Origin of the sequence: Chitinimonas sp., from assembly GCF_041904975.1 — a bacterium.
Lineage (GTDB): Bacteria > Pseudomonadota > Gammaproteobacteria > Burkholderiales > Chitinimonadaceae > Chitinimonas.
On sequence record NZ_JAYRLZ010000017.1, the window covers coordinates 1 to 22,254 of the forward strand.

At 60.3% G+C, this 22,254-nt stretch carries 21 protein-coding genes and 3 tRNA genes; 17 read left to right on the forward strand and 7 right to left on the reverse strand.

All coding sequences use genetic code 11. The features are described 5' to 3' along the window. The 4 genes from ACE3OH_RS03085 to ACE3OH_RS03100 all read right to left on the reverse strand — a co-directional run. Nucleotides 1-775, reverse strand: a 775-nt coding sequence (locus tag ACE3OH_RS03085) for an elongation factor Tu (protein WP_374348247.1), incomplete at its 3' end; no start/stop codon positions are given. A 45-nt stretch (nt 776-820) separates the two neighbouring features. Beyond that, nucleotides 821-895, reverse strand: a tRNA-Thr gene (locus tag ACE3OH_RS03090). Nucleotides 896-910: 15 nt separating this feature from the next. Beyond that, a tRNA-Gly gene (locus ACE3OH_RS03095) sits at nt 911-984 on the reverse strand. A 68-nt stretch (nt 985-1,052) separates the two neighbouring features. Continuing rightward, nucleotides 1,053-1,137, reverse strand: a tRNA-Tyr gene (locus ACE3OH_RS03100). Between the two features lie 131 nt (nt 1,138-1,268). Here ACE3OH_RS03100 and ACE3OH_RS03105 point away from each other — a divergent pair. Together ACE3OH_RS03105 and ACE3OH_RS03110 are read left to right on the forward strand one after the other, a co-directional pair. Beyond that, nucleotides 1,269-3,263: a hypothetical protein gene (locus tag ACE3OH_RS03105; RefSeq protein WP_374348251.1), complete on the forward strand. Its 1,995-nt coding sequence runs from the start codon at nt 1,269-1,271 to the stop codon at nt 3,261-3,263. Continuing rightward, complete coding sequence (locus tag ACE3OH_RS03110) at nt 3,260-4,054, forward strand: type II secretion system protein (RefSeq protein WP_374348254.1); 795 nt, start codon at nt 3,260-3,262, stop codon at nt 4,052-4,054. Before ACE3OH_RS03105 ends, ACE3OH_RS03110 begins: the two co-directional genes overlap by 4 nt. A gap of 33 nt (nt 4,055-4,087) precedes the next feature. Here ACE3OH_RS03110 and ACE3OH_RS03115 read toward each other — a convergent pair whose 3' ends face one another. Then, a complete protein-coding gene (locus tag ACE3OH_RS03115) occupies nt 4,088-5,764 on the reverse strand; it encodes a hypothetical protein (RefSeq protein WP_374348257.1) in 1,677 nt (558 codons plus the stop codon). Between the two features lie 495 nt (nt 5,765-6,259). On the opposite strand from ACE3OH_RS03115, the gene ACE3OH_RS03120 reads away from it, so the two are divergent. Next, nucleotides 6,260-6,943 carry a prepilin-type N-terminal cleavage/methylation domain-containing protein gene (locus ACE3OH_RS03120; protein WP_374348259.1) on the forward strand — a complete coding sequence of 228 codons (684 nt, stop codon included), beginning with the start codon at nt 6,260-6,262 and terminating at the stop codon, nt 6,941-6,943. Between the two features lie 50 nt (nt 6,944-6,993). Here ACE3OH_RS03120 and ACE3OH_RS03125 read toward each other — a convergent pair whose 3' ends face one another. Then, nucleotides 6,994-8,961, reverse strand: a complete 1,968-nt coding sequence (locus tag ACE3OH_RS03125; protein ID WP_374348262.1) for a monovalent cation:proton antiporter-2 (CPA2) family protein — start codon at nt 8,959-8,961, stop codon at nt 6,994-6,996. A 267-nt stretch (nt 8,962-9,228) separates the two neighbouring features. On the opposite strand from ACE3OH_RS03125, the gene ACE3OH_RS03130 reads away from it, so the two are divergent. The 14 genes from ACE3OH_RS03130 (at nt 9,229) to acpA (ending at nt 20,767) form a co-directional block, all read left to right on the forward strand. Then, on the forward strand, nt 9,229-10,215 hold the full coding sequence (locus tag ACE3OH_RS03130; protein WP_374348264.1) for a KpsF/GutQ family sugar-phosphate isomerase: 987 nt from the start codon (nt 9,229-9,231) through the stop codon (nt 10,213-10,215). Between the two features lie 20 nt (nt 10,216-10,235). Beyond that, nucleotides 10,236-10,751 (forward strand): 3-deoxy-manno-octulosonate-8-phosphatase KdsC, encoded by a 516-nt coding sequence (gene kdsC, locus ACE3OH_RS03135; protein ID WP_374348268.1) that lies wholly within the window; start codon nt 10,236-10,238, stop codon nt 10,749-10,751. Between the two features lie 2 nt (nt 10,752-10,753). Beyond that, on the forward strand, nt 10,754-11,326 hold the full coding sequence (gene lptC, locus ACE3OH_RS03140; protein WP_374348271.1) for an LPS export ABC transporter periplasmic protein LptC: 573 nt from the start codon (nt 10,754-10,756) through the stop codon (nt 11,324-11,326). Beyond that, entirely contained in the window at nt 11,307-11,780 is a 474-nt protein-coding gene (gene lptA / locus ACE3OH_RS03145) for a lipopolysaccharide transport periplasmic protein LptA (protein ID WP_374348274.1), read from the forward strand. Before lptC ends, lptA (ACE3OH_RS03145) begins: the two co-directional genes overlap by 20 nt. Before the next feature lie 95 nt (nt 11,781-11,875). Next, a complete protein-coding gene (gene lptA, locus ACE3OH_RS03150; protein ID WP_374348277.1) occupies nt 11,876-12,424 on the forward strand; it encodes a lipopolysaccharide transport periplasmic protein LptA in 549 nt (182 codons plus the stop codon). Further along, nucleotides 12,424-13,158: an LPS export ABC transporter ATP-binding protein gene (gene lptB / locus ACE3OH_RS03155; RefSeq protein ID WP_374348280.1), complete on the forward strand. Its 735-nt coding sequence runs from the start codon at nt 12,424-12,426 to the stop codon at nt 13,156-13,158. The genes lptA (ACE3OH_RS03150) and lptB overlap by 1 nt, the downstream gene beginning before the upstream one ends. Nucleotides 13,159-13,182: 24 nt before the next feature. Continuing rightward, nucleotides 13,183-14,652: an RNA polymerase factor sigma-54 gene (locus ACE3OH_RS03160; RefSeq protein WP_374348282.1), complete on the forward strand. Its 1,470-nt coding sequence runs from the start codon at nt 13,183-13,185 to the stop codon at nt 14,650-14,652. A 46-nt stretch (nt 14,653-14,698) separates the two neighbouring features. Next, nucleotides 14,699-15,031, forward strand: a complete 333-nt coding sequence (gene hpf, locus ACE3OH_RS03165; RefSeq protein ID WP_374348285.1) for a ribosome hibernation-promoting factor, HPF/YfiA family — start codon at nt 14,699-14,701, stop codon at nt 15,029-15,031. Between the two features lie 329 nt (nt 15,032-15,360). Then, nucleotides 15,361-15,816 carry a PTS sugar transporter subunit IIA gene (locus ACE3OH_RS03170; protein WP_374348288.1) on the forward strand — a complete coding sequence of 152 codons (456 nt, stop codon included), beginning with the start codon at nt 15,361-15,363 and terminating at the stop codon, nt 15,814-15,816. 94 nt (nt 15,817-15,910) lie between these two features. Then, nucleotides 15,911-16,852, forward strand: a complete 942-nt coding sequence (gene hprK, locus ACE3OH_RS03175) for an HPr(Ser) kinase/phosphatase (protein ID WP_374348291.1) — start codon at nt 15,911-15,913, stop codon at nt 16,850-16,852. 11 nt (nt 16,853-16,863) lie between these two features. Further along, nucleotides 16,864-17,712, forward strand: coding sequence for an RNase adapter RapZ (rapZ, locus tag ACE3OH_RS03180; protein ID WP_374348321.1), 849 nt, complete (start codon nt 16,864-16,866; stop codon nt 17,710-17,712). Between the two features lie 98 nt (nt 17,713-17,810). Next, a complete protein-coding gene (locus ACE3OH_RS03185; RefSeq protein WP_374348294.1) occupies nt 17,811-18,428 on the forward strand; it encodes a flavin prenyltransferase UbiX in 618 nt (205 codons plus the stop codon). Beyond that, a complete protein-coding gene (locus tag ACE3OH_RS03190; RefSeq protein ID WP_374348297.1) occupies nt 18,425-19,201 on the forward strand; it encodes a hypothetical protein in 777 nt (258 codons plus the stop codon). The genes ACE3OH_RS03185 and ACE3OH_RS03190 overlap by 4 nt, the downstream gene beginning before the upstream one ends. Before the next feature lie 66 nt (nt 19,202-19,267). Then, nucleotides 19,268-20,767 (forward strand): acid phosphatase, encoded by a 1,500-nt coding sequence (gene acpA / locus ACE3OH_RS03195; protein WP_374348299.1) that lies wholly within the window; start codon nt 19,268-19,270, stop codon nt 20,765-20,767. Between the two features lie 73 nt (nt 20,768-20,840). Here acpA and ACE3OH_RS03200 read toward each other — a convergent pair whose 3' ends face one another. Next, nucleotides 20,841-22,166 (reverse strand): TolC family outer membrane protein, encoded by a 1,326-nt coding sequence (locus tag ACE3OH_RS03200; RefSeq protein WP_374348302.1) that lies wholly within the window; start codon nt 22,164-22,166, stop codon nt 20,841-20,843. Nucleotides 22,167-22,254: the final 88 nt, after the last annotated feature.

The window sequence follows — 22,254 nt, forward strand, 5'->3', positions numbered from 1 at the left end:
TACAGGTGGTCTTCAGGGTTGGCTTGATACCAACGATTTCGATTTCTTCGCCGACCTTGACGATACCGCGCTCAACGCGACCGGTCACCACGGTACCGCGACCGGAGATCGAGAACACGTCTTCCACCGGCATCAGGAAGGCACCATCCACAGCGCGCTCTGGCGTCGGGATGTAGGAGTCGAGGGCTTCAGCCAGACGGAAGATGGCGGGCTCGCCGATTTCCGATTGGTCGCCTTCCAGAGCCTTCAGCGCCGAACCCTTGATGATGGGAAGGTCGTCGCCAGGGAACTCGTACTTGCTCAGAAGTTCGCGAACTTCCATTTCGACCAGCTCGAGCAGCTCGGCGTCGTCGACCATGTCAGCCTTGTTCATGAACACGATGATGTAAGGCACGCCAACCTGACGGGCCAACAGGATGTGTTCACGGGTTTGTGGCATCGGGCCGTCAGCCGACGATACCACCAGGATGGCGCCGTCCATCTGGGCAGCACCGGTAATCATGTTCTTCACATAGTCAGCGTGACCCGGGCAGTCAACGTGAGCGTAGTGACGGTTTTCGGTTTCGTATTCGACGTGAGCGGTATTGATGGTAATACCACGAGCCTTTTCTTCAGGCGCGCTGTCGATCTGGTCGTAACCCTTGGCTTCGCCACCGAACTTCTTCGACAGAATGGTGGTGATCGCTGCGGTCAGCGTGGTCTTGCCATGGTCAACGTGACCAATCGTGCCAACGTTTACGTGCGGCTTGGTCCGCTCGAACTTCTCTTTTGCCATGATGGAATTCCTTGGAAACTAAGTAGAAAACGATCAAGCGATGGATGGTGCCCATGGGCAGATTCGAACTGCCGACCTCTCCCTTACCAAGGGAGTGCTCTACCCCTGAGCTACATGGGCCTTCCATTAACCGATTGGAGCGGGTGAAGGGAATCGAACCCTCGTCGTAAGCTTGGAAGGCTTCTGCTCTACCATTGAGCTACACCCGCACGACAAGACTTCAAACCGCTCGTTACGCAGCACAGGGAGCTGCACAACTAAAATCCGTTACGTCATCTGGTGGAGGGGGAAGGATTCGAACCTTCGAAGGCAGAGCCGTCAGATTTACAGTCTGATCCCTTTGACCGCTCGGGAACCCCTCCAGATGAGCCATGCATTATGGAGAGGAATTTCGAGCTTGTCAAACCCCTTGATGAAATATTTTTCAAATTCTTCGACAGGGCCCTCAACGACGGGCGCAATGATGGCACAGATTGTGCTGCGGAGGTGAACCATGCGTATCAGAATTCACACCCATCCAATGCGCTCGCCTCGGAGGCAGGCGGGTAGTGCCATTTTGATTTTTTTCTTGATGGTGGGCGTGGGGTTGCTGACACTGATTGTTAGTCAGCTAAACAACAGCAAAGCTCAGTTAGCAATGCAAAGCTCCGACAATCGCCTGCTTGCGAATGCAAAGCAGGCCTTGTTGGAGTATGCGATTAACCAATCCGGCGTCAGCCCACCCGGTCTACTGCTTGCGCCTGATACCGACTTTAACGGCCTAGAAAACACGCCGTGCCATAACATTGCTGGCGGCGCGAAAATTTCAAGCGGGCCAAACATGCGCTGCGTTGGGTTGTTGCCATGGCGGCGTCTAGGGTTAAGCGAATACAGGCAAGGAGCCGACCCAACAGGCATGACGCCCTGGTACGCTATTTCCGCCAATTTCGACGACAACTGCTACACCAACGGGTTTATAGAGCCTCTGAACCCCGGGGTGCTTTCACTCCCCTTCATCCCTACAGCCTCCACCTGTCCACCTTCGGCAGCAACCGCAGGTGCTAGATTGCATCCTTGGTTAACAGTTCTGGATGCCAACGGGCAGCTTATCTCCAATACTGTTGCTGCGGTCATCATCCTGCCAGGCCCTCAGGCAAGTGGGCAGGTACGGAATGCATCGACCGCGAGCATTACCAACACCGTCGTACCGAACTATCTACAAGGCGTAAACGGCTCATTAACAAATACATACCAGATCCGGCCACTCGGCTCTTCGATTCCGGCAGCCTCCCAGAACCAGCTCATATACATCACCGTCGATGAACTGATGAGCGCTGCACAACGGCGCGCAGAACAACAAGCCAAGCGCTTTCTTAACGGCTTTTACGATGCCAGCGGTACAACTGCATCAACTCGGTACTTTCCTTACGCAACCGCCTTAAGCGGCCCCACACCAATCGACGCACTACGCCTCGGCGGTGTCCCAACGAGCGGGGCGGCATGCAAATGTACGCAAACAAGCTGCGCATGTTCAAACTCCACTTCGAATGCCACCGGCAGCATTGCGTTCACCGTTAACCCAACACCAGGCCAAACAGTAACGCTCAATGGCACGACCATTACCTTTGTTGCTTCCGGCGCAGCCGGGTTGCAAGTCAATGTCGGCGCGACGTTGGGAGCAAGCCTTACCAACCTGCAGACACTTCTCGCCGGAGGAACAGTTGTTTCAACGTCAACAATGACAAGCTCATTGGTACCGCCGGTTCTTAATTTTTCGGCGGGAAGCAACTACCCTGGCGCCTCAGGTAACAAGTTGACGCTCTCAACAACCGTCACGGGGGCCACGACATCCAGCGCCACACTTACAGGCGGAATCTCTTTTCCTGCAGCTTTTTCAGCCGCCGGAAGCTTCACTGTAACTGGGGCTGCTGGAGCGTGTACTCGTTTTGGCCCTGGCAACACGAACTGTGCCTGCAGTGGGACTGACGGAGGAGCTTGCAGTGCAGCTCCACCGGTGCGTATCGCAGCAGGGACATTTATTGGATCTTCCGATGTTGGGGCATGTGGTGCGTCAATGAGCGCCGCAACTGCAAACAGTTGTTCCTGCACGGGTGCCGGCATGCGTACTTGCACCATTGGCATGGGCGAATACAACACGAACGTCCCTCCAAAGGATTGGTTCGCCAATCAACAATGGAGAAATTACTTGGTGTACGCCGTCGCACCCTCTTGTACATCGGCGACCCCTGGCTGTGCTGGCGCCAAACTGACGGTCGGAAACAATGCAGTCAACGCCTTAGTGGTTGGCGCAGGAAGGGCGGTCAACGGGACGAAATGCAACTCCACTGTACCCTCACCGTATAACCAGCTCTTAGCCGCGAGGCCCAGTACAAACATCTGCGACTACCTTGATAGCCTGGAAAACACCAACGGTGACGACAAGTTTGACGAGCCGGGCGCTCTGTCACCCTCCTACAACGACCAACCGTTGATCGTCTCTCCACCATGAGCACCAATATGAAACTCAGGCATCAAAACGGCTTCACGCTCGCTGAACTGGCCACCGTCATGGTTATCATCGGCCTAGTCCTCGGCGGTTTACTGACCGCGCTTCCTGCGCAAATTATGTCGCAGCAAGAAGCAGCCACAAAGAACCAGTTGAACGATGTAATAGAGGCATTGACCGGGTACGCCATCGCCAACAAGCGGCTACCCTGCCCCGCACTAGCGCCACCAGCAGGCGGCGCCGAAGCAACAGTAAACATTCCCGGCCCCCCTCCTACCACAGGCTGCACCAACAACTTCACCGGCTACTTGCCGGCGTCGACACTAGGCCTGAGCAACTTGACTACATCTGGCTATTTGCTCGACTCTTGGGGCAACCCAATCCGCTACGCGATTACGCCACTTAGCGGCACTGCAGTTGCCAATGCCTTCACAACGGGTGGCGCAGTTGCCTTTGGTGGCCAATCGATACAAGCACTTAACAATGCACTCACGGGCGCACCATTCCCGGGGCTAATCGTTTGTAGTGACACGCCAAGAAAGGGAGCAAACTCCTGCACAATCGGAACCAACTTGCTTACCCAAAACGCTGTGGCCATTGTCTGGAGCGACGGGCCATATGCCGCCAACGATGCTGCAAGTACCGATGTGACGGAAAACAACGTGACCGCTGATAAGTTCTTCATTAACCACGAATGGCGAGAACCAACCGGGAATAGCTACCACCAGATAATGGTCTGGCTGCCCTATTCCAAACTATTTGGCCGCATGGTGCAGGCAGGCAGTCTCCCCTGACAATATCAAACAGTTGCGGCGGCAGATGCTGCTTCACACCACCACCAAATGAAACCTAACCGCCCCTACCTGATTGCTCACCAGTTGCAATCCATAACCACGCGCCGTTGCCAGCCGCGCTGCGTGGAACAGCCCCAAGCCGTAGCCGGCCGGGGAGTCCAGCGGGCGATTGAATAGCTGGTCGGCGCGGGCGCCTGGTATCGGGCTACCGCTATCTTCCACCCACAACATCCACTGTTCGCCAACCCGCCACAGGCCGGTACGTATCTGCACATCAGGTTCTTGCAGGCGCTTGTGTTCGGCATTGCGCAGCAGGTTGTCCAGCACGTTATCGAATAGCGGCGCGTCCACCTCGCCAGTCAATTCAGCCGGCGTTTCAAACACGATACCTGCACTGGCATGCCTTGCCTGAGCCTGCGTCCACCAGTCCGCCACCGGCAGGCGCTCGCTGCCGGGTGGACTGGCGAAATTGGCCAGGGTGGTTTCCAAACGCCGTGCGACTTCCGGCAGCTGGCGCTGGTACAAGGCCAGCAAGGCATCCGGGGCGGCACCGCTACTGGCCGCGCCAATCAAGCCGCGCAGCGCCTGCAGCAGGTTCTTGATGTCATGGGTGAGCCGCGCGCCGGTCTCGTGCACCGCCTCTACATAGACATAGTCGGCCAGGCGCTGTTCGCGCTCCTTGGCAGCATGAAACTGGCGCAGCATTTCGGCCAGCAGTTGGAACTGCACGCGCAAGGCCGGCGCAATCGGCGCATCCGCCTGCAATAGGAGGCGCAAGCCATTGGCGTGCACCACTACCTGATACCGCCCCACCTCGCCAAACCGGCCATGGTGGTGTGCGCAACGCCATTCGCCACCGCAGATGCCGGGCAGCTCAAGCAAGGCGCTGGCTGCACTCGCCAGAAATGCTTCAGGGCTGGCACTGCGCGCCGAGAGTTCAGTGAGCCTTGCCGACCAGCGCTCGAACGGAGTGCCAAGCTGCAGCATGCGCACCGAAAACAGCGCCCCCAGTCCGGCAAAGCCGCCGCGTGGGTTCCAAAGCCAGCTCAGCATGCCCAGCATCAGGCCGGCACCTATCATCACCAACGCCAGCGCGACCAAGTAATCAAGTCGTCCCTGGGTGGTCAACACCAAGGCCATCACCCCGGCAAGCAAGGCCACCAGGAAGAGCAGCAGACCATAGAACAGATCGAGCGCCTGGCGCTGCATCACATTCGCCCGCGCCGAAGGCAGGCAGGCCAATAGCAGCAACAAACCCATCAAACATGCAGCGACCAGCTGCGGATAGGGCAGCGGCAGCCCCGCCAACGCGGGCATGGCGCGCAGCCACAGCAGTAATAGGTAGAACACCAGCAGCCCGAGATGAAAGCGCTGCGACCAGCGATCGCGCCAAGCCACTGCATAGCTGGCCACCAGGGCTGCCAGCAGGGCGATCCAAAGCGGTAGCAATACGGGCGCTCCGAGCAACAGCAAACCCGCCACCAGCGCATGCCCGAGCATGCTGCGCCGCTGCAAGGGTTCATTGGTCTGATACAGCGGCTGCCAGAACAGCAGCAGGCCGTACTGCGCCAGCAGCAACATGCCCAGCGAGGCGTGATGGCGCGGCAACCAGCAAGACAGCATCACCAGCGCCGCCAGTGCCAGCGGTAGCATGCGGCGGCGACGCAATAGCGCCAGCAGGCGGGCATTCAGACCGGAATCAAGCTGCATGGCGTTGAGCCTGCAACAGCATTGTTGACATTCTGACAGCTCGCTTCCGTACAAATGCAAATGACATGAAACCGCTTCAACCAAGCACGCCGGCCGATAACCATACCCTTCTCCCGAAGGCGGGAGAAGGCGGCCCGCAGGGCCGGATAAGGGCGCGTCGGCAATGCCGTCTACTTCCTTCAGCCCTGCGCGAGCAATCCGGGTGCGAACGAGTGATTCTTGTTGGCCATATTGCCCCTCTTCCCGGCTTTCGAACTTGAACCGGAAGAGGCCGAAACAGGCAGGCGTTACACGAACCGTCGAACACGCAGCGCTATACCCCGCAAACCAGAGAGAGTGGCAGCAAGGCCGAGCGAGTGCACCTCCAGTTGACTGCCCTCACCCGCAGGCGGGCGCGGGGTGATGCTTGGCCGCCACGGCCACGCCATGGCATAGGGGTTGCTTAGCCCTCAGGCGGCCCGCTTTCGGGCGCTATTTTCGGCGGAGTAAACATATATGCAAACGCACATGGGTAAACAACAGGGCTTCACCCTGATCGAAATTGCCATCGTTCTGGTCATTATTGGCTTGCTGCTGGGCGGCGTGCTGAAGGGCCAGGAGATGATCGAGAATGCAAAAGCAAAAAATGCAGTGACCGATTTCAATGGCGTGGTCGCCGCGGTTAACGCATATCGTGATCGATACAGACAGCTACCAGGGGATGACGGTCCAACTGCAACACTGACAGCCCGTGGCACTGCTTGGACGGGCTTGACCGGAAATGCGAATCCTAATGGCGTCATCGCCACCGCCGCCACCAACCCCTTTGCAGCAGGCGCCAATGAAACACTGTGGGCGTGGCAGCATTTACGTGCGAGCGGCTTGATTACCGGTAATGCAACCACGGCCGGCGTTGCAGCCCTGCCGAAGAATGCGTTCGGCGGTCAGACCGGTATCGGCTCGGGCTATTTCGGTCTCCCCGGAAGCGTTGTAGTTTGCATGAACAATGTTCCCGGCAAGGCTGCTGGAGCGATTGATACACAGCTGGACGATGGCAACCCGACTACCGGGTCTATCATTTCCCTCGGGACGAATGCCAACCTGCCAACGGCCGTACCAACAGGAGCAAACGCCCCTGCAGTAAGCACAACGGCCGTATACAACGAAGGTTTTGCCTACACAGTGTGCCGCGCTTCGTAAGCCGCAATGCGCAGACAAACAGCCCAAGCCATGCTTGGGCTGTTTTGCATCTACTCCCCCTGCATCACCCGACGCTCCGCCCTTGCCAGGGCATCCGGCGATCCCAGCAGCACCAGCACATCACCGGCTTGCAATAATTCCTCGCTCCCCGGCTCGTCGATACGGCGGCCGGCGCGGCGCAGGGATTTGACGGTGGCACCGATTTCCCCCAGCGACAAATCCCCGAGCAGGCGGCCGACCGCCACTGCGCCCGCATTCAGTGCCAGCGAGTGCAGGCGCGGTTGCAGCTGCTCGTCCAGATTCTGATCGCTGGCGCCGTGGAAGAAACCACGGAACAGGTTGTAGCGGCTCTCGCGCGCCTCGCGAATACGGCGCAATACCCGACTAAGCGGCACGCCCAGCAGCATCATGGCGTGCGAGGCCAACATCAGGCTGCCCTCCATCACTTCGGCCACCACCTCATCGGCACCAGCGGCACGCAGGGTTTCGATGTCGCTATCGTCCCAGGTGCGCACGATCACCGGCAGATCGGGCCGAGCCTCGGCAACCACATGCAGGATCTTCAGCGCCGACGGGGTATGGTCGTAAGTCACGATCAGGGCGCGGGCGCGGGCGAGGCCCGCCGACATCAATACTTCGCGGCGGCTCGCATCGCCAAAGCTGACATTCTCACCCGCTGCGGCGGCTTCCTTGACGCGCTCCGGGTCGAGATCCAGCGCCTGGAAGGCAATATCTTCCTGGCGCAGCATGCGTGCCAGCGCCTGGCCGCTGCGGCCGTAGCCGCACAGGATCACATGGTCGGTTGTCGCCATGGTGCGCGCCGCCAGCTGGGTCAGGCGCATCGCCTGCAGCATCCAGTCCGAGGCGATAAAGCGCCGCACGATCGCCTCGGACTGCTGGATCATGAACGGCGCCGCCAGCATCGACAGCAAAATCGCCGCCAGCGCCGCCTGTTCCACCGAGCCGGGCAACACGCCGGAGCTCGCCGCCAGGGCCAGCAGCACAAAGCCGAATTCGCCCCCCTGCCCCAGCCACAGGCCAGTGCGCACCCCGGTGCCAGCACTGCGGCCAAACAAGCGGGTAAGGCCCGCCACGATGGCCGCCTTGCCCAGCGTGGCAAACAGGGTGAGGGCCAGCACCAGTAAAAATTCTTCACCCAGCACAGCTAGATTGAGGCGCATGCCGGTGGTGACGAAAAACAAGCCGAGCAGCAAATCGCGAAACGGCCGGATATCTTCTTCCACCTGATGGCGGTATTCGGTTTCGGCGATCAGCATGCCGGCCAGAAAGGCGCCCAGCGCCAGGCTTAGCCCGGCCAACTCGGTGGCCCAGGCAATGCCCAGCGTCACCAGCAAGACATTGAGCACAAACAATTCGGTGGAGCGCCCCTTGGCTACCCAGTGGAACAGCGGGCGCAGCAAGCGCGGGCCGAAATACAGCAAGATCAGCAAGGTCAGAGCGATTTTCAGCGCCGCCACCCCCAGCACCGCCCACAATGAACCACCGTTGCCGCCGAGCACCGGAATCACGATCAGCAGCGGCACCACTGCGAGATCCTGGAACAACAGAACACCGATGGCCAGCTGGCCATGCTGGGCGTTCATCTCCACCCGCTCGGCCAAGAGACGGCTGACAATGGCGGTAGACGACATCGCCAAAGCCCCGCCCAGTGCCAAACCCGCCTGCCAGGGCAGGCCACATAGCCAGCCGACCAGCATCACCAGCAACAAGGTACTGGCGACCTGGGCCGAGCCGCCGCCCAGCACGGTCAGGCGCATCGCCATCAATTTGGGCAGGCTGAATTCCAGCCCTACCGAGAACATCAGAAACACCACGCCGTACTCGGCCAGTGCCTCGGCCTGCTCGATCGAGCCGATCAGCGCCAGCGCATGCGGGCCAATCACCAGGCCCACCAGCAGATAGCCCAGCATGGCCGGCAGATGCAGGCGCCGGCAGACAGTCACTACCGCAACGGCAGCGGCAAGCAGGACAAGCACGGTATCGAGGGTTGAATGCATGGATCAGTATCGGGCTGTGAAACGGGTTTACACACGGCGACAGGGGGCGCCGAGGCGCTATCCATTCTCCCGCAAGCGGGAGAAGGTGGCCCGCAGGGCCGGATGAGGGCGGCACTGCCAAGCAATGCCGCAGCAAACCGCCCTCACCCCAGCCCCTCTCCCGCTCGCGGGAGAGGGGAGCCGCGCGCAGCGCTTCGATACTATACGAATTGCGCCACAGCGCCCGAGCGGAGCGCGTTGCAGGCGCATCCCGTATACTGCACGGCTATGAAAACGAATCGCACCCATACACCCGATGGCCTGCTGGGACTGGCCCGTGAAGTTCTGAGCATAGAAGCGCAGGCCATCGAAGAAGTCAGCAAGCGGCTGGACGACAATTTCAATAAAGCGCATGCCTTGATGCTAGCCTGCAGGGGCCGCATCGTCGTTGCCGGCATCGGCAAATCCGGTCATATCGGTCGCAAGCTGGCCGCCACGCTGGCCTCTACCGGTACCCCGGCCTTTTTCATGCACCCGGCCGAGGCCGCCCATGGTGATCTGGGCATGATTACCGGCGACGATGTGGTGCTGGCATTGTCCAATTCCGGCGAAGTGGGTGAGATGGTCAGCTTGCTGCCCGCCATCAAGCGGCGCGGCGCCAAGATCATCGCCATGACCGGCAATCCGGCATCCACCCTGGGCCGCGCTGCCGATGTGCATCTCGACGCCGGCGTTGCCAAGGAAGCCTGCCCGCTTAACTTGGCGCCGACTGCCAGCACCACGGCGGCACTGGCACTCGGTGATGCGCTGGCGGTGTGTCTATTGGAAGCACGCGGCTTTGATCGCAACGACTTTGCCCTGTCCCACCCCGGAGGCAGTCTTGGCCGCAAGCTGCTGGTGCATGTGCGCGACATCATGCACAAGGGCGATGCCCTGCCCACGGTTGCGCCCAGCGCCAGCGTGCACGATGCGCTGTTCGAAATCACCCGCAAGGGCCTGGGCATGACGGCAGTGGTCGGCGAGGCAGGCGAGTTGCTTGGCGTGTTTACCGATGGCGATTTGCGCCGTGCATTCGACCGCGATATCGATCTGAAAGCCGTGCGCATCGACAGCGTGATGTCGCGCACACCCAAAACCATCGATGCCGACAAGCTGGCGGTTGAAGCAGTGCAAGGCATGGAAAAAGCCAAGGTCTATGCACTCTTGGTACTGGATGACAACAAACTGGTCGGCGCCATCCGCATGCATGATCTCTTGCATGCCGGCGTTGTGTAACACAAACAAGGAAGCCCGCTGTGCTGGAACGCGCTCAAGCGATACGCCTGATGATTTTTGACGTAGATGGCGTCATGACCGATGGCAGCCTCTACTACACCGACGCCGGCGAGGAATTGAAAGCCTTCAATTCGCTCGATGGTCATGGCCTGAAAATGCTGCGGCAAAGCGGCGTGCAGCTGGCCATCATTACCGGCCGTACCTCGCGCTTGGTCGAGCATCGCGCCCGCAATCTCGGCATCGACCACCTGATCCAGGGGGCGCACAACAAGCTGGCCTCATTCCAGCAACTACTCGCCGATACAGGCATGGACGCCAGCCAGTGCGGCTATATGGGCGACGATGTGATCGACCTGCCGGTGATGCGCCGGGTGGCGTTTGCCATTGCCGTGCCCGATTCCCCCACCCTGGTGCGCCAGCATGCCCACTATGTCACCGGCGCGCGCGGCGGTCAGGGCGCGGTGCGCGAGGCCTGCGAGATCATCATGCAAGCGCAAGGCACCCTGGAAACGCAGTTGGCGCCCTATCTGCAATGAGCATGCTGCCCGACCGCGCTGCCCGCGCCTTTCCGCTGATCCTGCTGGGCCTGTTGTTCGGCCTGTCGCTGACACTCAACCGCATGACCGAGCTGCCCTACTTTGCACCGGGCGCGGTACAGAGCGAGCCGGACCTGACCATTCTCAATTTCGTCGCCACCGAATACAGCCCGGATGGCAGCAGTCACTACCAGCTCCATGCCACCCGGATGCGCCACTATCCGGACGATCACTCCGAGCTCGACCAGGCGCGGCTGCAGCGCACCGAGCCAGCCACGGCCACCATGGCCGTTACCGCAGCCAAGGCACGCTTGGAAGCCGGCAGCAAGCAGGTCTGGTTCGAGAACGATGTGCTGCTGCAGCGCAGCCCGTTTGGCACCACCCCGCCCATGGCCCTGCGCACCAGTCGCCTGCAGCTCGACACGGTCACCGGTCAGGCGCAATCGGAAGCACCGGTACTGGTGCAATCGCCCAGCAATGTGCTGCAAGCCACCGGTTTTGACTACGACCACAAACAAGCGCTGCTCAAGCTGCGCAGTAAAGTGAACATCGACTATGTCCCGCCAAAACGCTAAGCGCGCAGCGATCAACGCGATACTGAGCTTGTTGGCATCGCATGCGCTGGCCGAAGGCCCAGACCATAAGCAGCCTATCCATATCGATGCTGATCAGGGCGTCATGGAGCGTGCGGGGCAACGCCGCCTGAGCGGAAATGTCAGGATCAGCCAAGGCTCCATACTGCTGACCGCTGACAATGCTACTTTGCTCGATGCCGGCAGTGGCGGGCAAAAAATCAGCTGTGATGGTCATCCGGTGAAGCTTCGCCAAAGAATGGGCACGAGTCCGAATTGGCTGGATGCCCGCGCTGATCGCTGCGAGTACGACAGCATTACCGGCGATGTGCGATTGCTAGGCAATGGCTGGCTGAAAAAAGGCAATGATGAAGTCACCGGAAGCCTGATTACCTACAACACCGCAACTGAAGAAATTCGGGCGGAAGGCTTGCATATGACTATCAAGCCAAACTGATACACCAGAACCAATGATTGTCGGCCCCCTATCAGGCTTGAGTGACACAACCAAACAAGCGCCGCTCAAGCTGCGCAGCAAAGTGAACATCGACTATGTCCCGCCAAAACGCCAACCCTTATCTCGCCGCCATCCTGCTCGCCGCCCTCGCGCTGCACAGCCATGCCGAGCTGGCTGATCGCAGCCTCCCCATGCATATCTCTGCCAAAAGCGCCGAGGCTGATGACAAGGCGGGGGTGCGCCGGCTGATCGACGATGTGCGCATTACCCAGGGCACCATGGTGTTTACCGCCGACCTTGCCACTGTTCTGGAAACCCGCAGCGGCCAGAAAGTCACCGGCGAAGGCCGACCGGTGAAGTTCCGCCAGAAGATGGAAGCCAGCGCCGACTGGCTCGATGCAGTGGCCGACCGCCTGGAATACGACAGCCAGACCGGCGACGTGCGCCTGCTTGGCCATGCCTGGCTGAAGAAAGGTGCGGATGAGCTGGTTGGCAATCTGATCACCTACAACACCAATACCGAGAAATATCGCGCCGAAGGCGGCAAGGGCGTCGGCGTGGCCGGCTCGACACCGGCCGATGACGGTCGCGTGCATATGGTCATCCAGCCCAAGCAAAAGCCAGCCGACGGGAAAGCCAAGTAATGAGCGCACTACTTTCACGCCTGTCGGCCCAGCATCTGCAAAAGCGCTACAAGTCGCGCACCGTGGTGCGCGATGTGTCCTTGCATGTCGATGCCGGTGAAGTTGTTGGCCTGCTTGGCCCCAATGGTGCCGGCAAGACCACTAGCTTTTATATGATCGTTGGCCTGGTGGCGCTCAATGGCGGCGAAATCCGACTGGACGACGCCGACATCACCCATCTGCCTATCCATAGCCGCGCCAAGCTGGGCTTGGGCTACCTGCCACAGGAAGCTTCGATCTTCCGCAAGATGACCGTGGCGGAGAACATCCGTGCCATTCTGGAACTGCATGAACCGGATGCCGACCGACTGCGCAGGCGCCTGGATGAATTGATGCGCGAATTGCATATCGCCCATCTGGCCGACAGCGCTGCCATGTCGCTATCGGGTGGCGAGCGGCGCCGCTGCGAGATCGCCCGCGCCCTGGCGGCCGACCCGCGCTTTATTCTGCTCGACGAGCCCTTTGCCGGGGTTGACCCGATTGCGGTGATGGATATCCAGAAGATCATCCGTTACCTGAAGGAGCGAGGCATCGGCGTGCTGATCACCGATCACAATGTGCGCGAGACCCTGGGCATCTGCGATCGTGCCTATATCATCAATGAAGGCAGCGTGCTGGCATCCGGCACTGCGGAGGAGATTGTCTATAACGACAATGTTCGTCGTGTCTACCTGGGCGAGCATTTCCGCCTCTAGCAACGAAGAAACACACCCTACGGCATGAAGCCCTCCCTCCAGCTCAAGCTTTCCCAGTCGCTGACCCTGACGCCGCAGCTGCAGCAATCGATCAAGCTGCTGCAACTCTCCACACTCGATCTCAATCAGGAAATCGAGCGCTTCTTGCAAGACAACCCGATGCTGGAGCGCGAGGACGACGACGCGCCGGAGACCTTCGCGGTCAAGGAAGACGGCAGCCCGGCCGAGGCGCCGGAAAGCATTCCGGGCCAGGACGAGCCGGCCAGCAGCAATGAATCGGCCGAGCCCGACTTCGACACCGACAATATGCTCGGCGACAACTACTGGAGCGAAGCTGCCGGCAGTGGCAAACAGCGCGATGGCGATGACGATGAATTCGACGCGCATGCCAATGTCGCCCGCATCCCCACCCTGCGCGAACACCTGATCAGCCAGCTGGGCTTGCTGCCACTGAGCCAGCGCGACAGCGCGCTCGCCACCTTGGTGATCGATGCACTCGACGACGATGGCTACCTGACCCAGCCACTGGCCGAAATCCTCGAGCTGATCCCGCCCGAGCTGCGCGAAGACCTCGAAATCGATATCGACGATCTGCAGATAGGCTGGCAATTGGTGCGCCAGCTGGAACCATTGGGCGTGGCAGCAGTCAACCTGAAGGATTGCCTTGGATTGCAGCTGAAACCGTTGGTTGCGGTAGAGCCGTTTGGCGGATTGGCGCTTTCCATCGTGACCGAGTGTCTCGATTTGTTGGCCAATAAAGACTACAGTAAGATTAAGAAAACGCTAAAGTGTGATGACATTGGCTTAAAGGCAGCACAGGCGCTGATTCAGAGGCTGAATCCCCATCCTGGCGCCGCCTTTGGTGAAACAGAAACCCGCTATGTCGTCGCTGATGTTGTGGTCAGGAAGCTCAAACAGGGGTGGGTAGCGCAGCTCAATGAAGCGGCGATGCCCAAGCTAAGAGTCAATCAGCTGTATGCCAATATCCTTCGCCAGCAGCGTGACAGCGGCGCAGGGCTCGGCGGGCAGCTGCAAGAAGCGAAGTGGCTGATCAAAAACGTGCAGCAACGCTTTGAAACCATCCAGCGTGTCGCCCAAGCCATTGTTGAGCGTCAGCAGCGCTTCTTCGAACACGGCGAAGTTGCCATGCGCCCCTTGGTGCTGCGCGATATTGCCGAGGAGCTGGAACTGCATGAATCAACCATCTCGCGCGTCACTACCCAGAAGTACATGCTCACCCCTCGCGGCATTTACGAATTCAAGTATTTCTTCGGCAGCCATGTCGACACCGACTCTGGTGGCGAATGTTCGGCCATTGCCATCAAGGCCCTGTTAAAACAGCTCATCCAGAACGAGGACCCGAAAAAACCGCTGAGCGATAGTGCGATCGCCGAGGTGCTGGGCAAACAGGGCATTAATGTTGCCCGCCGCACGGTGGCGAAGTATCGCGAAGCCATGCAGATCCCGCCCGTCAACCAAAGAAAGTCCCTCTAGCCGCCGGCACAGTGTTTGGCGGCATCCTTAACACAAGGAGCGTTGTATGAACCTGACTATCAGTGGGCACCACCTCGAAGTTACCCCCTCCATCCGGGAATATCTCGGCACCAAGCTGGAGCGCGTGACTCGCCATTTTGACCACGTCATTGATATGCATGTCACGCTATCGGTGGACAAGCTGCAGCAGAAAGTCGACGTCAACGTCCACCTGCGCGGCAAGGATATTCATGTTGAAGCGACCGAGCCGGATATGTATGCAGCCATCGACCTGATTGCCGACAAGCTCGACCGGCAAGTGCTCAAGCACAAGGAAAAGCGTTACAGCGACCGCCATACCGGCGACGCCATCAAGTATCAGGAACAGCCTGGCGCCTGAACCATTACGGGCGTTGTAGCCAGAACGGGAACGGTCCAGGGACGCCGTTCCCGTTTTCATTTGCCCTGGCGCATAGCCGCTGCAGCTGACCTGATGGACTGGTTTGCACCATCCGAATATCCGCCGCAAACCTCCCGGCCTTCCTTTCGTCCTCGCCAGACAGCGGCGCGCAAGTACCGAAACGCCCAGGAGCCTTCTGCCCAGCGTGATGCACTGAGTGCGGGATTGGCACCGCCTGTCTCGTATCCACCCGGCCGATGAAAAGTCAGCTTGTCCCAAGCTGCCAGCGGCGTACAATGCGCCCGAAATTGCCTACACGTCTGAATTCCATGGCCCTGATTGCCTCCATCCTGCCCCCGGCCAATGTCTTTCTCGATCTCGACCTGACCAGCAAGAAACGGTTATTCGAACAAGCCGGAATCCTGTTTGAAAACAGCCATGGCATTGCCCGCAGCACGATATTCGATGCCCTGCTCGATCGCGAGCGAATGGGATCGACCGGCGTCGGTCACGGCGTGGCCATTCCGCACGGCCGCATCAAGGGCCTGAAGGAAGCTGCCGGCACCTTTGTGCGGCTCAAGCAACCGATTCCATTCGAAGCAGCTGATGGCAAGCCGGTGCTGTTCGCCTTTGTGCTATTGGTGCCGGAGCGGGCCACCGATCAACATCTGCAGATTCTGAGCGAGCTGGCCCAGTTATTCAGCGACAAGAAGCTGCGCGAAGCGCTTGCCAGCGTTGCCGATGTAGAAGGCGCACATGCGCTGCTGACAAGCTGGTCGAACTAGGCGCCATTGCCAGCAAGCTTTTGCTCAAGCGCCAGCGGCTCGCGTTAAGATAGGGCCTTTGCGGCATACGCCGCCCGATTCGACGCCCTGAGCCATGCCGCAAATCACCGTCCGCCAGCTGTTTATCGATAATGCCGAAAAACTGCGGCTGACCTGGCTTGCCGGCCAGAGTGGCGCCAACAACCTGCTGTCCAACGAAGCCGATACGCAAAAGCCGGCCCACGCGTTGGTCGGCCACTTGAACTTCGTCCACCCCAACCGCGTACAGGTACTGGGGCTCGCTGAAGTCGCCTATCTGAAGAGCCTGGAACAGGATGCGCTGAAAAAGTCGCTGGACCATCTGTTCAGCACCGATATGGCGGCCATGTTCGTCGCCAACGGCCTGCCTACGCCCGACATCCTGCGCGACGCCTGCGAGCGCAATCATGTGCCCTTGCTCACCTCCCCCGAGCAAAGCCCCTATCTGATGGATGTGCTGCGCTTTTATCTGGCCAAGGCGCTGGCGGTATCGACCAATCTGCATGGGGTGTTTCTTGATGTGCTGGAAGTCGGCGTCTTGATCACCGGCGAAAGTGCCATGGGTAAGAGCGAGCTGGCGCTGGAGCTGATCTCGCGTGGCCACGGCCTGGTTGCTGACGACGTGGTCGAACTCTACCGTATCGCCCCCGACACCTTGGAAGGCCGCTGCCCACCGCTGCTGCGCGACTTTCTGGAAGTGCGCGGCCTCGGGGTACTGAATATCCGCACCATCTTCGGTGAGACAGCCGTACGGCCGAAAAAGAACCTGAAGCTGATCATCCACCTCACCAAACAGTCCGACGCGATCAATCCGCTCGATCGGCTGCAAATGCAGGCGGCAACGCAGGATGTGCTCGATGTGGCCATCCGCAAGGTCGTGCTGCCCGTGGCCGCCGGTCGCAATCTGGCAGTGCTGGTGGAGGCGGCGGTGCGCAACTACATCCTGCAATTGCGCGGCATCGATTCCACCCGCGAATTCATCGAACGCCACCAACGCTTTATGGAGTCGGGAGAGTAAGCGTGCATAGCCTGCAAGTGGTGCTGATTTCCGGGCTATCCGGCTCGGGCAAGAGTGTGGCGCTCAATCTGCTGGAAGACCTGGGCTATTACTGCATCGACAATCTGCCCGCCACCTTGCTGCAGCAAACCGTCAGCCTGCTGCGCAGCGAAGGCCATACCCGCCTCGCCATCAGCGTCGATGTACGTGGCGCACAGAGCCTGCCGGCCCTGCCCGACTGCGTCAGCCGCCTGAAAAGCGATGGCGTCGATGTAAGGGTGCTGTTTCTGGAAGCGAAGACCGAGGCCCTGCTCAAGCGCTTTTCCGAGACCCGCCGCAAACACCCGCTTTCGTTGATCCAGCCCGATCTCACCGTGGGCGAATGCATCGTGCTGGAGCGCGAACTGCTGGCTGAAGTAGCTGATCTGGCCCACCGCGTCGATACCAGCGAACTGAGCGCCAATGCGCTACGCGCCTGGATCAAGCAATTTTTGGCGCTGGATCAATCACGGCTGACGCTGATCTTCCAGTCTTTCGGCTTCAAGCACGGCCTGCCGCTCGATGCCGATTTCGTGTTCGATGCGCGCTGCCTGCCCAACCCCTATTACGACCTGGCACTGCGCCCGCTGACCGGTCGCGACCAGCCGGTAATCGACTTCCTGGAAGCCGAAACGACAGCGCAGACCATGTTTGCCGATATCTGCCACTACCTCGACCACTGGCTGCCCAGTTTCGACCGCGATAACCGCAGTTATGTCACCGTCGCCATCGGCTGTACCGGCGGTCAGCACCGCTCGGTATGGCTGGCCGAAAAACTGGCTGGCCGCTTTGGTGGTGATCGGCAGGTACTGCTACGGCACCGCGAATCCGGCACTGTCTGAGCAGGCAGGCACCGCGACGTCGCCCCCCTTTCACCCCGCTCGGCCCGCCCCGCCAACCCATCGCCAAGCGTACCTGCGCACTCCACAGGCCCTGAACCATGACCCAGCCGCACACCATCACCCTCGCACTCACCGGCGCCTCCGGCATGCCCTATGGCCTGCGTTTGCTGCAGTGCCTGCTGGCTGCCAAGGTACGGGTGTATCTGCTGTACTCGCAAGCCGCCCAGATCGTGATCAAGCAGGAAATCGGCGAAACCTGGCCGTCGCGCGCCAAAGAGGTGGAGGCCATGCTGCACCAGCGGCATGGCGTAGGGCCTGATCTGCTGCGGGTATTCGGCCGCGAGGAATGGTTTGCGCCCGTCGCTTCCGGCTCCAATCCGGCCGATGCCATGGTGGTATGCCCCTGCACCATGGGCACGCTTGCCGCCATTGCCGCCGGCATGAGCGACAACCTGATCGAGCGCGCCGCCGACGTCAGCATCAAGGAAGGGCGCAAACTGATCCTGGTACCACGCGAGACGCCGTATTCGGCCCTGCACCTGGAAAACATGCTCAAGCTGGCAAAACTGGGCGTATGCATCCTGCCGCCCAATCCGGGCTTTTATCACCATCCGCAAGCCGTAGACGATCTGATCGATTTTGTCGTGGCGCGGGTACTGGACCAGCTTGGCGTACCGCACCAGCTGATGGCGCGCTGGGGTGACGCCACCGTATGAATGCAATCGCGGGAACGCCATCCTCGGCCAGCAAGCTACGCCTGCTGCGCGATATTCGCTATTTTGAGTTTGATGGCATGCCGGCTCCGCAGGGTCCCGCGCCGGACTATCTGGGAGCCCTGTTTCCCAGCCCTGCCGGCGCCAGCTCGCTGGGCTTGCGCCTCGCTTGCAAGGCCGAGGAGCTGGGCATCTCGATCGGCCAGGCGAGCCATCTTTACCTGTGCTTTACCCGCGCCATTGCGCCTGGCGCCGTCGAGGCTTGCAACTATCAATATCGTAACGAGCGCTGGGCGCAATTTGTTCTGGTCGGCCTGCCACACCACTATGCCGGCCTAGATGACCAACAGCGCCTGACTGCCTTGCTTGACGCCAGCTGTGCCGCCTTGCACTGGCTGGCACCAACCCGGCTGGCTGAAATCAGCACACTACGTCGCGGCATACTCGAGCATGGCGATGCCCTGCGCGTGCGCATCCACACCAAGCCGGGCAAGCTGTATCACATCTGCATTGAACATACCGTGGCCACCCATCCGGCGCCGAGCAGTCTTTACGTGCGTATCAAGGCCTCCGCCACGGGCGCAGAGACGGAATTCAAGCTGGCCGAGCTGGGCAGGCCCGATGATGCGCGCGCCCTGGTCGGTCGCGTCGCGATCCGGGATGGTGTGTTGATTATTCATCCGAAACCATCATGGCGCGCCAGCCTGGACGCGGCACCTTACAATACGCCGCTCACCGTTGATCTCCGGCAGTCAGGTGCCAGGCAAACTGAATAACGGCCGTGGCTGATGGCCGAAAAGCGTCAGCCGCCTTTTTCCAACCCACTTCGAATCGTGGCTACCATGCGCCATCTACTCTTGCTTGCGGGACTACTCAGCGCCAGCCCGCTATACGCGGCACCGCTCGATAAAATCCACAATATCGTCGTCATCTACGGTGAAAACCGCAGCTTCGACTCGCTATACGGCCTCTACCCGGGCGCGGACGGCTTGCTGAATCTCAAGCCCGCGCAATACCTGCAAACCGATCGTGACGGCACGCCGTTCAGCCTGCTGCCACCAATCTGGCATGAAGACCGCAAACAGGCCAGCGCTATCGACCCGATGTTTGCTGCCCAGCCGCAGCCCGCCAACAAACCCTTCCGCATCGACGCACCGCCCTACGGCATCAAGCTGGGCGATGAAACGCGCGATCAGGTGCACCGTTTTTACCAGAGCCAGATGCAGATCAATGGCGGCAAGATGGATCGCTTTGCCGCGTGGTCCGACGGCGGAGCCCTGGTGATGGGCCACTACGATGGCAGCCAGATGAAGCTGTGGCAGCTGGCGCGGCGCTTTACCCTGGCCGACCAGTTTTTCATGGGCGCATTTGGCGGCTCCTTCCTCAACCATATGTGGCTGGCTTGCGCCTGCACGCCCAGCTTTCCCGACGCGCCGGCCAAGTTGAGGTCGGTCGTGGAAGACGACGGCATTACCCTCAAGCAGACAGCCGAATCGCCGAAGAGCGCCCTGCAGGGGCCGCCGGTCTATGTGGCGGACAAATCGATCACACCTGATGGATTTGCCGTCAACACCATGCAGCCCAGCTTTCAGCCCAGCGGCATCGCCCCGGCCAGCGATGGCGATACGACGCGAGCCAATCCGGCGCAGCACCCGCTACCGGTTCAGACCGCTGCCACCCTGGGCGACCGACTGAGCGCCAAGGGCGTCAGCTGGGCCTGGTTCGGTGCGGCATGGAACCAGGCGGTAGCCGATGGCCCGCTGCCCGATGCGCAACGTCGCGCCATCTATCACTACGACGGCGATGCCCAAGGCTTCAATGCGCACCATCAGCCCTACAACTATTTTGCCAATTACGCGCCGGGCAGCGCGGCGCGCAGCGAGCACCTGAAGGACGGCGAAGACTTCGAGCGTGCCATCGGTGCCGGCACCTTGCCCCAGGTGTCGTTCTACAAGCCGGCCGGCAAACTCAACCAGCATCCGGGCGGCGATCTGGCCGCTGGTGACGCACATATCGCCGGCGTGGTGGAGCGCATCATGCGCGGCCCGCAGTGGAAGAACACCCTGATCATCGTCACCTATGACGAAAACGGCGGCTTCTGGGACCATGTCGCTCCGCCCAAGGGCGACCGCTGGGGCCCCGGCCCGCGCGTGCCCACCTTGCTGATTTCGCCCTGGGTGAAGAAAGGCTTTGTCGACCATACGGTGTACGACACCACCTCGATCCACCGCCTGATCAACCGTCGCTTCGGCCTGGACCCCTTGCCCGGCGTGCGCGCATTTGGCGACCTGACCGCGGCGCTGACATCAGGCCAAGGCAAACGAGGCAAGCGCAGCAAGTAGGGCATCGAGCGCGTCACAATACAAAAGGGCCGCATCGCTGCGGCCCTTTTGCTTGCTTCAGTCTATCGAGACATCAATGCTTGAGCTGGGCATTGATGGCATCGATATCGGCCTCAGCCAATTCACCCACCGCCGCCGACAGATTCAGCTTGTTGACCAGGTAGGCATAGCGTGCCTGCGCCAGATCGCGCTTGGTCGAATACACCTTCTGCTCGGCATTGAGCACGTCCAGCGTGGTGCGCACCCCGACTTCGCGGCCCAGCGAGGTGGAATCGAGCGAGCTTTGCGCCGACACCAAGGCCTGCTCCAGCGCCTTGATCTGGGCAGCGCCCGATTGCACGCCGAGGAAGGCGGCCTTGGTAGTCTGCGCCACATCGCGGCGCGTCGCTTCCAGCTTGAACTGCGCCTGATCACGCAAGGCGATCGATTCACGCAGCTTGGAACTGGTTGCGCCGCCGGTATACAGCGGGATATTCAGTTGCAAGCCAAGCACGCCATTCTTGTTATGTTCAATCTGACTGGCCAGACCGCCCTTGTTCCAGCTTTCGCCGTAGCGGCCGACCAGGCTCAGGGTGGGTTGCCGCTGCGTGCGATAGCGGTCGATATCGGCATCTGCAATAGCCAGCGAGCTGCGCTGACCGGCAATTTCCAGGCTCTTTTCTTCTGCGCGCTTGAGCCAGCTGTTCATATCGTTGGGCTCGGGTGGCGTAGCCTGCATCTTGGCCACCAGAGGCGAGATACCGTCCGCGCTGACACCGGTCAGCTGGGCAAACGCATTTTGCTTGACCAGCAGATTGTTCTGGCTGGCGATCTCGCTGGCGACGATGGCATCGAACGATGCCTGCGCTTCGTGGGTATCGGTGATGGTGGACACCCCGACTTCAAAGCTCTTCTTTGCCTGGGCCAATTGCTGAGCCACGGCATCCTTCTGCGCACGTACGAAGTCGAGGCTGTCTTGCGCATACAGCACATCGAAATAGGCTTGCGCCACCCGCAGGATCAGGCTCTGGCGGGCGCCAGCGAAGCTGACTTCGGCCAGGCGTGCCTGCTCCAGCAGCTGGCTATTGCCCACGCTGGCGGCGGCGTTATACAGCGGCTGGCTGGCGCTAACCGTGTAGTCATACGAGGTACCGCTGGCACTGCTCGAATTGCCGCGGGCAAAATCGGTTCCCTGATTCTGGTGATTCAAGTCCGTGCTCAGATTCACCTGCGGCAACCACAGTGCCCTGGCTTGCTCGGTCTTTTCGCGACCGGCCACCGCGGCCGCTTCGGCGGCGGCGAAGGTGGCATCGTATTTCTTGGCTTGCTCATAAACCGACTTCAGATCGGCCGCCTGGGCCACAGAAGCCAGGGCCAGCGCCACCGATACGGCGACAGCCTGAAACGCTAAACGGTGCATACACAGTCCTTTTTGCTGGTTGGCCTGAGGCCATTCGGGGCGACTGAAAACATACTTAACAGTATCTTATCCTAACAGGGAGCTGATC